Source organism: Commensalibacter melissae (assembly GCF_003691365.1).
Classification (GTDB): Bacteria; Pseudomonadota; Alphaproteobacteria; order Acetobacterales; family Acetobacteraceae; genus Commensalibacter; species Commensalibacter melissae.
The window spans coordinates 1,651,789-1,667,506 of the sequence record NZ_CP033087.1 but is presented as its reverse complement, the minus strand read 5'-3'; the positions used below and the strand labels follow the sequence as shown (position 1 = coordinate 1,667,506).

Sequence of the window (15,718 nt, the reverse complement as noted above, 5' to 3'; positions counted from 1 at the left end):
AACCTATAAAGGCATTGTTTCTTGAGCTAATGTTGTTAGGGCAACAATACCTGGAAGAGCTTTACCTTCCAGCCATTCAAGAAATGCGCCACCAGCGGTTGAAACATAAGACATTTCATTGATAACGCCAGCATGTTTTAAGGCAGAAACCGTATCACCGCCGCCAGCAATACTTTTAAGCTTGCCAGCTTTGGTTAATTTGGCAGCTTCTTGAGCCACTTCATTGGTTGCCTTATCAAAAGGTGTGAATTCAAAAGCACCCAAAGGCCCGTTCCATACCAAGGTCTTGAGCTCAGCTAGATACTTGTTCAGTAATTTCACCGTTTTTGGCCCAACATCCAAAATCATTTGGTTATCGGGAACGGCATGGACATCAACAGTTTGTGTCGCTGGATTATTTTTTAATTCAGCGGCCACAACAACATCTACAGGTAATAGAATTTTACAATTTTGTTCTTTTGCCTTTTCCATGATGTCACGAGCTGTTTCATGCATGTCGGCTTCCTGCAGGGATTTACCAGTCTTGACGTCTTGAGCGGCAAGAAAGGTATTGGCCATAGCCCCACCAATAATCAATACATCAACCTTATTGATCATATTGGAAAGCAAATCAAGCTTTGTGGAAATCTTTGATCCGCCGATAATGGCACCAACTGGACGGTCAGGATGTTCCAGGGCGGCATTCAATGCATTTAATTCAGCCTCCATTAGACGACCTGCAAATGAAGGAAGGAATTTGGTAACACCCTCGGTTGATGCATGGGCACGATGGGAGGCTGAAAAAGCATCATCAACATAAACGTCTGCCAAAGAAGCAAGCTCTCTAGAAAGCGTTGGATCATTCTTTTCTTCACCAGCATGAAAGCGGGTGTTTTCAAGTAAGAGAATATCACCGTCTTTCAATGACGTGACAGCTTTCTGGGCATCAGGGCCAACACAATTATCAGCAAAAGCCACAGGCTGTTTTAAGATATTGGATAAAGCTTCACCGACTGGTTTTAAAGACATTTCTGGAACCACCTTGCCTTTTGGACGGGCAAAATGGCTGCATAAAATAACCTTTGCACCTTTTTTAACCAGTTCCTTGATGGTGGGGACCAAACGATCCAGACGCGTTGTATCGGTAATTCTGCCATCATGCATGGGGACATTCAGATCCCCGCGCAAGAGAACTTTCTTACCTTTGCAATCAAGATCATCAAGGGTTTTGAAAGTTTTCTGTTCAACCATTATTTTGCATTCCCAAGGGCAACAGCTGTATCAGTCATACGGGTTGAGAAACCCCATTCATTATCATACCAGCCAGCAACACGGATCAATTTACCATTTTCAATAAATCCGGTTTGTGTTGCATCAAAGGTTGAGGAGTTAAAGCAATGATTGAAATCGGAGCTTACGAGTGGTTCATCATTATAGCCAAGAATACCCTTTAGCTCACCCTCGGCCGCTTTTTTGAAATAGGCATTTAACTCTTCAACAGAGGCGGGTGTTTTGGTGGGAACAAAGTCCAAAGCAACATAAGAAACATTAGGTGTTGGAACACGAATGGCAATTCCATCCAGTTTCCCTTTTAATTCGGGAATAACCAATGCAACGGCTTTTGCGGCACCAGTTGTTGTCGGAATGATGTTTTGTGCAGCGGCACGGGCACGATGGAGATCTTTATGTAATGTGTCAACCGTGCGTTGATCACCTGTGTAAGAGTGGATGGTCAACATGCTGCCCCGTTCAATTCCGATTGTATCCTGAAGAACCTTTGCGATAGGAGCAAGACAGTTTGTGGTACATGATGCATTGGAAATGACAGTCATGTTGCCATTGATAATTTTGTGGTTAACACCGTAAACAATGGTTGCATCAACATTTTTTGCGGGGGCGGAAACAAGAACCTTACGGGCACCAGCCTGAAGCAATGCACTTGCGGCCTCCTTGCTTGTGAAACGTCCTGTGCATTCCATTGCAACATCAACACCTTGTAATGGAAGTTTTGTTGGATCTGCTTCGGCTGTAATTTTGATTGGGCCAATTTTACGTCCATTATGTGTTGTAATGGTCATTGTATTATTTTCGACTTTAACATCTGCAGGAAGACGACCGTGAACCGTATCATAACGGAGAAGGTGAGCATTGGCCTCTGGGCTGCCAAGGTCGTTAATCAATACGACTTCCGCATCAGTGCGTTCGGTTTCAATGATGCTGCGTAGTACCAAGCGACCAATACGTCCAAAACCGTTAATTGCAAGTTTAATAGCCATGATAGTTAAATCTCCCTTTAAGGTTAAAAAGATTTTCCAAGGCGAATCGTCTTGTGAAAATTAATATAAAAACTTTTCTTCGTCTTTAACTCTATTTAATCACGTTTTTTTGATAACGTGAATATTAATCTTAATAATTTACCACAAATTTGATCTTTTGTTAGCTTTTTTAATAATATGCTAAATGAGGTTGTGATTGCACAGGATTATCAATCTTTTATATGAATCAAGTGTAGGATCAAATTTTTTTAATGAAACTTCCATGTCAATAGCAGTCTTAAGTTTACGGTTTATTTCGGGTAATTGAATAAATTCGATTATTGAATAATAGAAATATAAGGGTAAAGGATTTCTTTATATTGTAAAATCAATTATTAAGGTTTAATTGAGATTGTTAGCGTTCTTTTCCAACTTTGCACTTTAAGTCAATTTTATGATCAGTCATTTGCGTTATGTTTCCTTGTTATTAAGTGGTTTTTTTTTATTAAGTTCTTGTAAGCTGGTTGATCAAAGGACTTTTAATCCGAGTGCAGGACGTAGGCCTGCTCCTTATATTCCCCCGCCTCCTCCACCTCCTCCGCCTCCGCCCGCACCACCGATCGAAATTGTAGAGGGAACGCCCCAGGATCAATGGGAAAAACCTTTGACAAATTTGGTAAAGGATGCGTTGTCAAGAAAAGCGGATGCCTTGTTTGTTATTACTTCAGTCACCCCAATTTCATCTGATCCTGTAATGCAGCAGGAGCAAATGAATAATATTGCAGCGCATGAAGGCAGGGCAATTGCAAATGAAATAATCCGAGCGGGTGCAAAGGCGGAGCAAATTCAAATAAATGCCAAGGCAGATGGTGGGGTCAAGAAAAATGTTGTCCAAGTTACTATACAATAAGGCTATTGGATAATTTTTTATATGTTCTATATGAGGACGTAATGGATTGGTTATTCAGACAATGTTTTGTCATGTTGAATCATTTAAATCCCGAGGGATTTAAAATTAGGAGAATAAATTGTGTCAGAACCCATAATATCTTCACATCCTTTTTATGCCTATTGCAAAGGGGCGCTTGGAGATATCGAGAAACAGGGACGGTATCGGCGTTTTACCCCATTAAGTCGTCAGTCAATGCATTATCCTGTTTATGATAGAAAGATTAATGCAAAAGAGGAGACCCCGATTATAGCCTGGTCAGCCAATGATTATCTGGGTATGGGAATTGAACCTGAAGTCATGAATGCCGCCATTATGGCTATCCAAAAATATGGTGCAGGTGCAGGTGGGACAAGAAATATTGCCGGAACCCATCCCTTGCATGAAGCGCTCGAGGCTGAACTTGCAGACTTGCATGGTAAAGAGGCGGGCTTGTTATTTGTATCAGGTTATGTATCAAACCAGGCGAGTTTGCAAACTATTCTAACGAGTATGTCCGGGAACTGGATGACTTTTTCCGATCAGCAAAATCATAATTCTATGATTGCTGGTATAAAAGGAGCTAAAAATGCTGATTGTGTGGTTTTCAAACATAATGATTTGCAGGATCTTGAACATAAACTTGCAAATGCTCCAAAAAATGTTGCCAAACTGATTGCTTTCGAAAGTGTCTATTCTATGGATGGCGATATTGCGGATATTGGGTCCATCTGTGCATTGGCACACAAATATAATGCCTTAACTTATTTAGATGAGGTACATGCTGTCGGTTTATATGGAAAAGAGGGTGGAGGTGTTTCTCAAAGGGATGGTGTAGCGAATCAGGTTGATATCATTGAAGGAACCCTTGCAAAGGGCTTTGGTGTACATGGGGGATATGTAACGGCGAAACGTGAAATTATTGAATATTTACGATTGGCTGCGGCTGGATTTATTTTTACGACTTCCCTACCTCCATCTGTTGTGGCAGCGGCATTAAAAAGTGTTCGTTTGGTTCGTAAGCAGAATTGGCGTCGTGAAAAATTGTTTGAACGTATTCATACGTTTCAGGAAAAATTGAGACAGGCCAATATTCCTTTTATCGAGACAAAAAGCCAGATTGTACCCGTAATTATTGGAGAGGCTGAGTTATGCAAAAAAATAAGTCAACGTTTATTGGATGAATACAAAATTTATGCACCACCAATAAATTATCCAACCGTGCCCAAAGGAACGGAACGATTGCGATTGACCCCCAATCCTTATCATACGGATAAAATGATGGATGATATGGTAGATGCCTTGAAAGCTTTGTTACCTAAAAAATGAATTTTAAAGGCGATTTGCGGGTCGCCTTTAGTTTAGCTATGATATTATTTATTAAGTTTATCAATAACTTGTTCAAGATTGTCATAGCTTATTGCACCTTGAATGATATGTTCACCATTAATGATCAAGGCTGGAGTACCTTCAATACCAAGATCATGAGTTAATTGAAGGTTGCCGTTTAAAGCGTTGGTGACGGAATCCGCTTTCATATCGATTACCAATTGATCGGCGTTCAGTTTAAGTTTCTGTGCAATAGATTTGATAGTATTAAGGTTGATATCTTCCTGACTGGTCATCAAGGAGCGCATCATTGCAACATAATTGTTTTGTCTAGTTGCCGCAATTATGGCCTGAGACTGCAATTTGCTGTTTTCAGAAAGGATGGGAATGACTTTTAGGATTACCTTGACATCCTTATGTTTTTTGACCAGATCGATTAAAATAGGCAGCATTTTTTTACAGTATCCACAATTTGGATCGTAAAATTCAGTAATGGTTGTAGCTGCGTTTGGATCGCCCATCAGTCCGTCAGTGGGTAGCTGACGTAACAGTAATCCTTTTTTCTCTTTTATTGTCTGGGTAGAAAGTGAAGCACGTTGTTGCTCTTTCTTTTTCATCAGGGTTTGAATTCCAGTTTCTAATAGGGTTGGATCATCTTTTAGAGCCTGTCTGACAATGGAAATGATTTCTTTACGTTGTTGGGATGAGAAAGTTGCTGCTGGATCTTCACTATGACCAATGACAGGGAAAGAGATAAGACAGGAGAGTAATGAACCTGTCATCAAAGGACGAAAGGATAATTTTTTCATAAAGCGTTTTCCGATTGGTAAAATTGGGATTTTATCATATGGATGGATAATATTATACAGAATTGTAATTGTTGTGATATAAAATGAATCTCGATAGAGTATGGCTTGATAATTTGAGTTAAATATAACTTTCGAACCCTATTATGGTATTATTGATTTTTTAAGTGGAGCGCTGCCACGTGTCAAAACGTTATCAAATTTCAAAAGGTCGTGTTGAGGCAAAGACAACAAAATTTACTCAAAAATTCAGGGACGGATCAAGGCAAAAGATAGTTTTGTTTAAGAAGGCTGTTTGTGGTTTGGCCTTGGCATTTTCAATAACGGCATGTGGTGGGGATCATCACGAGAAAAAACTATCAAAATCTGCAAATTTGAATCATCGTGTAACAGGATATGTTGGGAGCGTTGCTGCAGATGAACCACAAGCCGCCATGTTGGCGCGGGATATCCTGATTCGTGGGGGAAATGCGGCTGATGCAGCTACGGCCCTAGGTATGGCATTGACAGTAACTTTGCCTTCCCGTGCCTCGCTGGGAGGAGGTGGAGCATGTCTGGCGTATCATTCCGGACAGCCGGCACAGTCAATTATTTTCCTTCCTCAGGCAGGAAGAAAACCTTCCAGTAATAGTGATCGTCCAGCTGCGATTCCAATGATGGCAAGAGGATTATATTTATTACAGGCAAGTTACGGCAAGTCAGATATTAATGATATTTTACGGTTGGTTGGTAATTTGGCAGGAAATGGTGCTCCCGTTTCTGACACGTTGGCGAGTGATCTGGCAGCTGTTCAGCAGCCCTTATTTGAAGATTCTGCCATGCAGAGAGCATTTACAAACGCAAATGGACTTCCTCTTAAGGCTGGGGATATTCTATATCAGCCTCGTTTAAAGATTATTTATGACCGATTGATTAGTGCAGGTATTGCAGATCTTTATATTGGTTCTCTTGCAAGAAGTTATGCCTTGGGATCCCAGATTGCGGGAGGGGGATTGTATAACGAGGACTTTAGAAATGCCCTGCCTGTTCAAACCTCAGCTTTGTCTTTGACACAAGGACAAAATATCACATATTTTTTATCTCCTCCTGCAGATGGAGGTCTGGGTATGGCAATGGCGATGCATAATGGACAAAATAGGGATGATGTTGCCCAGGGTACAGTTGCAAAATGGCGTGCAGAAAATAGTTCTACTTATTTGAAGTCATCCATTGAAGGAATGACAAAAAAAGCTCAAGACTGGCTTGATAATGGGAAGGCGGGCAGCGGCAGTTTGCCAGCATTGCCTGCATCTACATCTTTTGTAGTTGTTGATCGTGATGGGGGAGCCGTTTCTTGTGCTTTAACCATGAATAATTTATTTGGTACAGGACGTATTTCTGGAACAACCGGTATAGTTATGGCTGCGTCTCCTCGTCAGCTGCCGCCACCTTTGTTAACAGGATCGATTTCAACGTATAAACAGCGTTTTATTGCAGGAGTTTCTGCCTCTGGACAGAATGATGCGGCGCAAGAGGCTGCCGTGACCATGAATTCTTTTTTGAACAAACAAGGAAATAAACGGGAAAAGGGTGTTTCATTACCGAATTCGAGCGGCTCAAAAGGACGGGTAAATGCCGTTTATTGTTCTGATGGGTTGCCAGGAAATGACAGGCAATGTCATGCTTATACAGATCCAAATGGTATGGGATTGGCAATTAGCCGTTAAGATAATTATTGCTGTTATGGATCATTGATATTTTGATAAAAATACCAATATTGTAAATGTAAATATTGTATTTTTATCTTTTAAAATCTTCAAAAGCAGCAATAAATGTTTAACTGGGGTTAATCTGAGAATTTACGGTCCCCACGTTATTTATTTATAAGGAAATTCTAAAAATAATGGACAAGAATAAAGCATTAGAAGGAGCTTTGTCTCAGATTGAACGTGCCTTTGGTAAAGGTTCAATCATGAAGATGGGAGAGCAGTCTGTCGTTCAAGTGGAAGCAATTTCAACAGGCTCGATTGGTCTGGATATTGCTTTAGGAATTGGTGGTGTCCCTCGTGGACGTATAGTTGAAATCTATGGTCCAGAAAGTTCCGGGAAAACAACAATGGCGTTGCATATTATAGCCGAGGCTCAAAAAAAGGGTGGTACATGTGCATTTTTGGATGCCGAACACGCTCTTGATCCCATTTATGCGCGTAAGCTCGGCGTTGATATTGATAATTTGCTCATCTCTCAACCTGATGCCGGGGAACAGGCATTGGAAATTGCGGATACTTTGGTTCGTTCTGGCGCTATTGATGTCTTGGTAGTGGACAGTGTGGCGGCATTGGTTCCCCGTGCAGAGTTGGAAGGGGATATGGGTGACAATCATGTTGGATTACATGCCCGTTTGATGAGCCAGGCCTTAAGAAAATTGACCGGATCTGTTTCTCGTTCCAATACCTGTCTGATTTTCCTCAATCAAATTCGTCAAAAGATTGGTGTTATGTTTGGATCGCCAGAAACAACTACAGGCGGAAATGCATTGAAGTTCTATTCTTCTGTACGTATGGATATTCGTCGTATCGGTCAGGTGAAGGAAAAGGACGAAATCACAGGAAACCAGACGCGGATTAAGGTGGTTAAAAATAAAATGGCTCCTCCTTTCAAGCAGGTTGAATTCGACATTATGTATGGAGAAGGAATTAGTAAGATGGGAGAATTGATAGATCTGGGTGTAAAAGCAGGGATTATTGAAAAAGCGGGTTCATGGTTTTCTTATGACAGTCAGCGTATTGGTCAGGGCCGGGAAAATGTAAAGCAGTTCTTGCGAGAGCATCCGGAGATAAGTCAGGTTATTGAGCAACGTATTCGTGAGCATTCTGGTATTATTGGTGAAGGCTCGATGGATGATATGGCTATCGGGACTGATGATTTGTGAGATAGCTAGTTATAGTTGTTAATTTTCTTCATTTATCAATTTGTTGTTTAGAAATTGATAAATTTAATAGTTTATGATTATTAAATTGTTGCATTCAAATAATATAAATGGAGAAAATTCAAAATGGAATGTGAATAAAATTAAGTGGCAGGGTTTATTAACGCAGACAGAAGAAATCACCAAAAACTTTTTTATCCTTCCCTTTGCCCAGATGATTCTGGAGCATGACGTATTCAGTTATCTTGGGGTTACGCCAGAATATAATTGCAGATACGGTGTTAAAATGGATGAAAAGATGGATTTTGCGATCTTAAAAGATGAAAAAAATCAAATTTTAATTGAATATAAAAAATTGGCGATGATCTTAATATAAATACAGGCCTCACAACTTCACGGTATTTTTCAGTAACGGAAGCTCGTATAGTCATTCTTGCAAATGGCAGGGTATATAGATTTTTTACAAATTTAGATGCACCTGATAAAATGAATAATGAATTGTTTCGATATTTAAAAGGTAATCTTTTAGCAAATTGTAGATCTAAAAAGAATTGTATGTAAAGATATAAAAAGTTATTTTGACATTGTTATTAGATAATAATCATAAATCGGTATGCTGATTGCATTTTAAATATAAGTATAATCCTGTTTGATGAGAAAAAAACAGAAACATGATACTTGCAAGAAACTCTGGATAATATATTTAAATGCATACCAGATATATATACAGAGTATAATCAACTATTATACTCGTGTAGATTAACTCGCAGAATAGATTTATTTCAATTCAAACCAAGCTTCAACCTCAACACAGGCATCCATTGGTAAACATGCTACACCAAAGGCAGAACGTGCATGTCGTCCTTTGTCTCCAAAAATTTCTACAGCTAGATCTGATGCTCCATTCATGACAACAGCCTGCTGGGTAAATTCCGGTATGCTGGCAATGAACCCCCCCAGGCGGATTAATTTGCTGATTTCATTTAACTGTCCAATAGCGGCCTTGGCCTGTGCCAAAATATTGATCATGCAATAGCGGGCTGCTTGTTGCCCAGTTTTAAGGTCAATGGTAGCGCCCAACTTTCCGGTTGCAAAAAGTTTCCCGTCTATAAAAGGAAGTTGACCAGAAATAATCAGAGAATTATTGGTTTTGATTGCAGGAAGATAATTTGCAACAGGGGCTGTCGGGGTAGGAAGTTGAATTCCAAGTTTGGCAATGCGTTCCTCAATAGATGACATGTCTTGATCCTTTCTCAGCTTACAAGTTTGAATTTTGAATGTTTCCGTGGGGAAGAGTGAGATTGATTCATTTCTTCCTCTGGTAGATCCAAAGGCAGCATGGGGAGTTTTTCCTCATCAGACTGTAAATTATTAGGTGCGTCAGGTAAAGGCTGCTTTAAATAAACATCTGATAATAGCCGGAAGCTATAATCCAGAAACGAGGTCGCGTAAATCGCTCCTGGATCCCCTTCAACGGTTCCGGCAATGCCGAAGCGGCTATAGGCAAATGCGGAAACGAATTCCTTTAAAGGAACCCCATATTGCAAACCAATACTGACAGCCTGGCCGAGGCTGTCTAACAAACCTTTAACCATGGCATTTTCTTTTAAAGGCGTAATCGATATCTCACCAAGCTTGCCATCTTCGTATTCACCTGTACGCAAAAACAATCCACGTCCAGCAATACTCGCTTTTTGTGTAATTCCTTTGTGACGTGGTGGAAGAGGTTCTCGAATTCCCCGGGGTAATATGGTTTTTGAAGCGAGGGGATATTCCATTGGATGGGGACGGGGGGGCATTGAAGTTGTAAAACCGATCAATGCCTGATGCATTGCGCAATGCGCCTGATGAGAAGGGGGTTGAAGTATCAAATTTCCCGATAGGGTTGCAGCCAGTGCACTTTCAGGAGTTAGTTTTTGTTTTGCCATTCGCGCAATAGTACTTATTGCCAGATGTCCGTCTTCGGTAACAGGGGAAAATATGGGGGCAAGTCCACATGCTTCTGATCCTAGAAATAGATCTTCAGGTCCGGGAATTGAGAAACTGGTTTCTATCCTGGGCAGAGGCAAAGTTTTTTCCTCAGAGGCAAGACTCCATATTTCTTTGGCAAGGGTAGTTAGTTCTGGTAATGCATTCCAGTCTGGTGACAAGGGAAGATAATCAGATCCACAACCCGCAGTTGAGAGTAAGGTTGCAAAACAGGTAAGGCAACAAGCCACATCCCGTCCTTGGATACTGTCATATTCCAGACCGAGTTGTGCAAGACAGGCATCTAAATTGGTAAGATAAACTGTCCCGGCAATATTGTGATATGATTCTGCATTTTCAGAATCTACAGGCTTTTGCTTTGGGGAAATCTGCAAATCTGGAAAGGGGAGCTCACTGTTAATGAAATTGAACTGTTGCTTATAGAGAATACGGATACTATCGATAACAATTTGCAGAACTTTCCGATAAGAATGCGCGTCAAACCCTGTTTCAGTTGATGCAAAGGCAGCCAAATTTATGGTAAAGGCGGGCTTTTGACTGTTGTCATTTTGCCAAATACGTTGATTGGGACAGGCCTGTTGGTTTAGCAGAATTGTTTCCCAGTCAGAAACTTTCCAATTTTTGATCCCTGTATTTGCCGCATGATCACAAAGAGGCAATAACCAGTTGGCAGTGATCTGATCTGTTTTAACAGAGGAGGATTCCAGTTGATAGGATGAGCATAACTGTAGGATCGCAGTTGCAGTTTGATCCTCCCATCGAGCGGGCATGGTTACTGAATAAAGAGATGCGTCGGGATCAATCGCAGCTTGCAGATTACGCATCCTGACGCCATTCCAAATATGTCTTGTGTTCATAATAGTCAAGTTTACATTTTTTTTGGAATGTCGATAAGCTAAATAAATAGGTAAAAAGTTATACAGGTATCTGTATTCAGTGGATATTGTGGATAAAATTCCGGTTTAATTTGTTTTCAATTTTTTATTTATCTTAGGGTGTAATCTTTTGATTATTCGGTCTAATTAGAATCCAATTTAATTTTTTTTGTGATTTTTATGGAAAAAAGGTATATGGTTGTTAAAAGTTATTTGATAAAGATACTACATAATTATTTTGTTTGAATTATATTATGACAACACTTGGAACGCGTTTACACACACTTTTAAAAGGACGTTTGGTCGGGAAAGATTCTGATGGACGTTCCTATTATGAATCTCGCAAACTTAACCGTCTTGGCGGAGGTGAACGTCGTCGTGAGCGGTGGGTTATTTATAAAAAAGGTGATGATCCCTCCGCAGTTCCCCCAGAGTGGTGGGTCTGGCTACATTATGAGGCGGATGCACCAGTTCCGGTATCAAAGCGTCATCCTTGGCAAATTCCCTATCATTCCAATTTAACCGGAACAGCCAAGGCTTATCATCCACAAGGGAGCGATTATGCCGGTGGTCAACGAGCCAAGGCTACGGGTGATTATGAAAGCTGGGTTCCTGAGGTTTAGTTGAAAAGATAGTTCATGGTATTGATGCCTTCTCAAAAAACACAGCAAATAATTGAACTTGTCACAGGTTTGATAGTGTTGGTTGTTTTTGTTGTTGCTGTTATCATGGCTATTATTGGACATGGGCAGAAAAATGTTGGGGGATATCCGTTATGCGCATCGTTTAGCCAGATTGACGGACTGGAAGTTGGTTCAGACGTAAAATTGGCAGGGGTGAGCGTAGGTCAGGTTATTCAGGAAAAGGTTGATCCAAAGAGATTTAATGCGGTTGTAACTTTTACGGTTCGGCCAGATGTAAAATTACCAGTTGATACGGCGGCAATTATTACAAGTGATAGTCTGCTAGGTGGAAAATATATTGATCTTTCTCCAGGTGGTGATGAAACGGTTCTTAAACCTGGTCAGTTTCTGACCCATACCCAAGGGGCTATCAGTTTGCAACAGCTTTTAAGCAAATTCATTTTCTCTGTTACAGATAATATGAATAAGAATGAAAAGAAAAAGGCGGACAATTCTACTGATCAATTCCATAGTAATGAATTACATTGACTAGTTTAAGAATTTAAGGGTTGGTTAAGATGAAAACAGAAGTTCAAACATCTTCATTAAACTGGCCTCAATCTGATGGAAAACCTGTAACCTGCAAAGAAAAATTAAAAATTCTGGAAGAAAACAAAACCGAGTTAACACAATATATGCAGGATGTATTTGAAGACGCATTGCTGATTGGAGTGGACGAAGAATTCATGCGGGATTTTCTAAAAGATATGGTTGATCAATTACGGAGTCCGGTAAAATGAAAAAATATTTTTACTGTTTAGCTGTTGTCATACTGGGAATAGGTAATATTTCAAACAGTTTGGCTGAAACCAGTAAATCAGCAAAACAAAATCCCAATGTTGCTGAACAGTGGATAAGACAATCCGAAGCTGTTGTTCGAATTTTGAATAAACTTGAAGCCCATACTGAAATTTTAAATATACCGGTTGGACAATCAGTGCGATACCAGACCCTGACAATCGAGGCTCTTAATTGTGTAATACGTCCTCCTTCAACACCTTTTGATAGTGCCGCCTTTCTTCAAGTAACAGACACAAAATTAACATCTATTCATTTTGCCTCATGGATGTTTTTATCTGAACCTGGAATAGCTGTTTTTGAGCATCCTCTATATAATATAAGTGTTGTTGGTTGTGCAGGTACTCCAATGAATGATTCCCAAAAGGTTCAAAAAAAAGATGAAAAAAATATACAGCACCCTGTTGAGCAATCTTCAGAATCAATTGAAAATTCATTAGAGAAGTCTTTGCAATCGCAACATTAAAAAAAATATGGTAAACTCGCTTTTTTATAAAGTCTATTTCATATTTAACCATTCATCATTCATCATTCATGTATAAACCAGTCTAGGTATCAGTCGTGACCAATTATAATAAATATTATATGAAAACGATTACCGCAATTTTCTTTATATTGGCAGGCGCATTCGCTATTGGTGCAGCGTGGTTTTTACAGCATGTTTTGCATATGGTTCCCTGTGCTTTGTGTTTATTGGAAAGATGGCCATATCGTTTTCTGATTATTTTGGGTATTTTGGGTATTTTTATTCCAACACGATATTTGACCTTGATTTTATGGGTTGGATTTATAGTTTTGTTAATGAGTATTGGCATTTCCTGTTTACATATTGGGGTGGAACAGGGATGGTGGGCAAGTCCGTTACCTGAGTGTAGCGCCAATCTTGTCGCAATAGACAATCTTGCCGATCGGCTTGGCGCTATGCCGGATCGTCCAGGCAAACCCTGTGATGTCGCCTCTTATCCTTTTTCTTGGCTGCCAGTTTCTTTGACAATGGTAAACGGATTATATTCCCTCTTTTTATTTGCTATATTGATTTGGCGGTTGGTTGAAGAAAGACATAATCGTAGAATATATTTCTAGATCCTTAAATTATATTTAGTATGTGAGATTCTTCTTGAAAAATTTTTACTCGTTGTATGAACATAACCTTGCCCGGGTGGGATTATGCAATTTTACAGTCTGTTTGGCAGATCCTTATTCGAACAGCGAGAAAATAATTCAACTGGCTTTAAAGGCCCATCAGGAATGCGTTGCACTTTGTGTTTTTCCTGAATTGTCTCTGACGGGATATTCAATTGAGGATCTCAGGTTACAGGACAGCCTGTCAAGTGCTGTTAAGGAAACTATTGAACTGATATGTGATGCAAGCCAATCACTTATGCCTGTTCTCATATTTGGAGCTCCTGTTGTTTTTAAGGGTGCTTTGTATAATTGTGCGGTTGTTATTCATAAAGGTAAGATTCTGGGAGTTGTTCCCAAATCCTATTTACCTGGTTACCGGGAATTTTATGAGGCCAGACAATTTGTTGATGGGCAATTGATTGTCAATGAATTCATAGTTTTTAACAAACAAAACGTTCCTTTTGGTGTTGATCTGCTTTTTAAAGCAGAGGATTATCCCGATTTGCTTATAGGGACGGAAATTTGCGAAGATTTGTGGGTACCAATTCCCCCAAGTAGTTATGCCTGTATGGCTGGTGCCACCGTGATTGCCAATCTTTCGGCAAGTAACATAACTGTAGGTAAAGCGGATCAGCGTTCTTTGTTGTGTCAAACGCAATCCTCACGTGGAATTTGCGCTTATCTATATACTGCTGCAGGAAATGGTGAATCTACAACGGATCTTGCCTGGGACGGACAATTGTCAATTTTTGAAAATGGTGAACTTCTGGCGCAAACAGAACGTTTTCCAAAAGGGGATAATTTTCTATATGCAGATATTGATCTTGATTTGATATGTCAGGAACGGTTGCAACGCGGAACATTTCATCAGTGCTATGAAAAACATCCACCTTATCGTTTGATTACATTCAAATTGCAACCTTCAAATGACACCATAGGGCTTCAACGTCCCCTGGAACGTTTTCCCTTTGTCCCGTCGGAAGTCCATCGGTTGGAACAGGACTGTTATGAAGCCTACATGATTCAGGTTTCAGCATTAAAACAACGTATTCAAGCCAGCAAAGCCCAGCGAATGATCATTGGTGTTTCTGGAGGACTTGATTCGACACAGGCTTTGCTGGTTGCTGTACAGGCTGCTGACGATCTCAAAATGGATCGACAGTTTATTTATGGGTATACAATGCCGGCATTCGGAACAGGCAAAGAGACGAAAAATAATGCCGAATCATTGATGAAAAGCCTTGGTATTCATTGGGAATGCTTGGATATTACTGATACAGCCAGACAAATGTTAAAAGATATAGGACATCCTTATGCAGAAAATAAGCCTGTATACGATATCACCTTTGAAAATGTCCAGGCGGGATTAAGAACAGATTATCTGTTTCGTCTGGCCAATCTGCATAATGGTATTGTTGTTGGGACCGGGGATCTATCAGAACTGGCGCTGGGATGGTGTACTTATGGCGTAGGGGATCAAATGTCCCATTATCATGTCAATGCTGGGTTACCCAAAACATTAATTCAACATTTGATACGATGGGTTGTTCAATCCAGATTTTTTTCAGAGAAAACTGGCAGGGTTTTGCAGGAAATCTTGAATACTGAAATCTCGCCAGAACTCATTCCTGCAAAAGATGCAAAATCCATTCAAAGTACTGAATCGATAATTGGACCATACGCATTGCAAGATTTTAATTTATATTATTTTCTAAGATATGGTCTAAAACCTTCAAAAATTGCTTTTTTGGCCTATCATATATGGTCAAATTCACGTAAGGGGAGCTGGCCTGCAGGTTATCCTGATACAAAAAAAACCGATTATAATTTATGTGAAATTAGGCATTGGCTGGAAATATTCATTAAACGGTTTTTTGCTTTTAGCCAATTCAAACGATCAGCCATGCCAAATGGTCCCAAGATTCTTGCAGGAGGAAGTCTTTCTCCACGGGGAGATTGGCGTGCCCCTTCAGATGGAAATGCGAATATATGGTTAAGAGAACTTGAAAATGTTCCTTTCGATTGATTTTGTTCAAAAGGTTT

Annotated in this window: 16 protein-coding genes; 11 read left to right on the top strand and 5 right to left on the bottom strand. The window is 40.0% G+C overall.

The features are described 5' to 3' along the window. Positions 1 to 3 precede the first annotated feature (3 nt). Together D9V35_RS07545 and gap are read right to left on the bottom strand one after the other, a co-directional pair. Complete coding sequence (locus D9V35_RS07545) at positions 4 to 1,230, bottom strand: phosphoglycerate kinase (protein WP_122123985.1); 1,227 nt, start codon at positions 1,228 to 1,230, stop codon at positions 4 to 6. After that, positions 1,230 to 2,255: a type I glyceraldehyde-3-phosphate dehydrogenase gene (gap, locus tag D9V35_RS07540; RefSeq protein WP_122123984.1), complete on the bottom strand. Its 1,026-nt coding sequence runs from the start codon at positions 2,253 to 2,255 to the stop codon at positions 1,230 to 1,232. The genes D9V35_RS07545 and gap overlap by 1 nt, the downstream gene beginning before the upstream one ends. Positions 2,256 to 2,688: 433 nt before the next feature. On the opposite strand from gap, the gene D9V35_RS07535 reads away from it, so the two are divergent. Together D9V35_RS07535 and hemA are read left to right on the top strand one after the other, a co-directional pair. Continuing rightward, positions 2,689 to 3,144: a hypothetical protein gene (locus tag D9V35_RS07535; protein ID WP_122123983.1), complete on the top strand. Its 456-nt coding sequence runs from the start codon at positions 2,689 to 2,691 to the stop codon at positions 3,142 to 3,144. Positions 3,145 to 3,264: 120 nt separating this feature from the next. After that, positions 3,265 to 4,491: a 5-aminolevulinate synthase gene (gene hemA, locus D9V35_RS07530; protein WP_240993360.1), complete on the top strand. Its 1,227-nt coding sequence runs from the start codon at positions 3,265 to 3,267 to the stop codon at positions 4,489 to 4,491. 44 nt (positions 4,492 to 4,535) lie between these two features. Here the strand turns inward: hemA and D9V35_RS07525 are convergent, their stop codons facing one another. Continuing rightward, on the bottom strand, positions 4,536 to 5,300 hold the full coding sequence (locus tag D9V35_RS07525; protein ID WP_122123982.1) for a DsbA family protein: 765 nt from the start codon (positions 5,298 to 5,300) through the stop codon (positions 4,536 to 4,538). A gap of 179 nt (positions 5,301 to 5,479) precedes the next feature. Between D9V35_RS07525 and D9V35_RS07520 the strand changes: the two genes are divergently transcribed. From D9V35_RS07520 to D9V35_RS07510, 3 genes are all read left to right on the top strand, one after another. Further along, on the top strand, positions 5,480 to 7,003 hold the full coding sequence (locus D9V35_RS07520; protein WP_240993359.1) for a gamma-glutamyltransferase: 1,524 nt from the start codon (positions 5,480 to 5,482) through the stop codon (positions 7,001 to 7,003). Positions 7,004 to 7,179: 176 nt separating this feature from the next. Next, complete coding sequence (gene recA / locus D9V35_RS07515) at positions 7,180 to 8,208, top strand: recombinase RecA (RefSeq protein WP_110438496.1); 1,029 nt, start codon at positions 7,180 to 7,182, stop codon at positions 8,206 to 8,208. 130 nt (positions 8,209 to 8,338) lie between these two features. After that, entirely contained in the window at positions 8,339 to 8,581 is a 243-nt protein-coding gene (locus D9V35_RS07510) for a hypothetical protein (protein WP_162988613.1), read from the top strand. Positions 8,582 to 8,982: 401 nt separating this feature from the next. Here the strand turns inward: D9V35_RS07510 and D9V35_RS07505 are convergent, their stop codons facing one another. Further along, complete coding sequence (locus D9V35_RS07505) at positions 8,983 to 9,444, bottom strand: RidA family protein (RefSeq protein ID WP_110438494.1); 462 nt, start codon at positions 9,442 to 9,444, stop codon at positions 8,983 to 8,985. Between the two features lie 14 nt (positions 9,445 to 9,458). Then, the gene (locus D9V35_RS07500; protein ID WP_122123980.1) at positions 9,459 to 11,018 is read right to left on the bottom strand and encodes a TSCPD domain-containing protein; all 1,560 of its coding nucleotides are present in this window, start codon (positions 11,016 to 11,018) and stop codon (positions 9,459 to 9,461) included. Between the two features lie 305 nt (positions 11,019 to 11,323). On the opposite strand from D9V35_RS07500, the gene D9V35_RS07495 reads away from it, so the two are divergent. The 6 genes from D9V35_RS07495 (at position 11,324) to D9V35_RS07470 (ending at position 15,701) form a co-directional block, all read left to right on the top strand. Then, positions 11,324 to 11,692, top strand: a complete 369-nt coding sequence (locus D9V35_RS07495; RefSeq protein ID WP_122123979.1) for an NADH-ubiquinone oxidoreductase subunit NDUFA12 family protein — start codon at positions 11,324 to 11,326, stop codon at positions 11,690 to 11,692. Between the two features lie 24 nt (positions 11,693 to 11,716). Beyond that, entirely contained in the window at positions 11,717 to 12,241 is a 525-nt protein-coding gene (gene mlaD, locus D9V35_RS07490) for an outer membrane lipid asymmetry maintenance protein MlaD (RefSeq protein ID WP_240993358.1), read from the top strand. A 29-nt stretch (positions 12,242 to 12,270) separates the two neighbouring features. Further along, the gene (locus tag D9V35_RS07485) at positions 12,271 to 12,492 is read left to right on the top strand and encodes a hypothetical protein (RefSeq protein ID WP_122123977.1); all 222 of its coding nucleotides are present in this window, start codon (positions 12,271 to 12,273) and stop codon (positions 12,490 to 12,492) included. Further along, positions 12,489 to 13,016 carry a DUF2155 domain-containing protein gene (locus D9V35_RS07480; protein WP_122123976.1) on the top strand — a complete coding sequence of 176 codons (528 nt, stop codon included), beginning with the start codon at positions 12,489 to 12,491 and terminating at the stop codon, positions 13,014 to 13,016. The genes D9V35_RS07485 and D9V35_RS07480 overlap by 4 nt, the downstream gene beginning before the upstream one ends. Positions 13,017 to 13,111: 95 nt before the next feature. Then, complete coding sequence (locus D9V35_RS07475; RefSeq protein ID WP_240993357.1) at positions 13,112 to 13,633, top strand: disulfide bond formation protein B; 522 nt, start codon at positions 13,112 to 13,114, stop codon at positions 13,631 to 13,633. Positions 13,634 to 13,667: 34 nt separating this feature from the next. Further along, on the top strand, positions 13,668 to 15,701 hold the full coding sequence (locus D9V35_RS07470) for an NAD(+) synthase (protein WP_122123975.1): 2,034 nt from the start codon (positions 13,668 to 13,670) through the stop codon (positions 15,699 to 15,701). Positions 15,702 to 15,718: the final 17 nt, after the last annotated feature.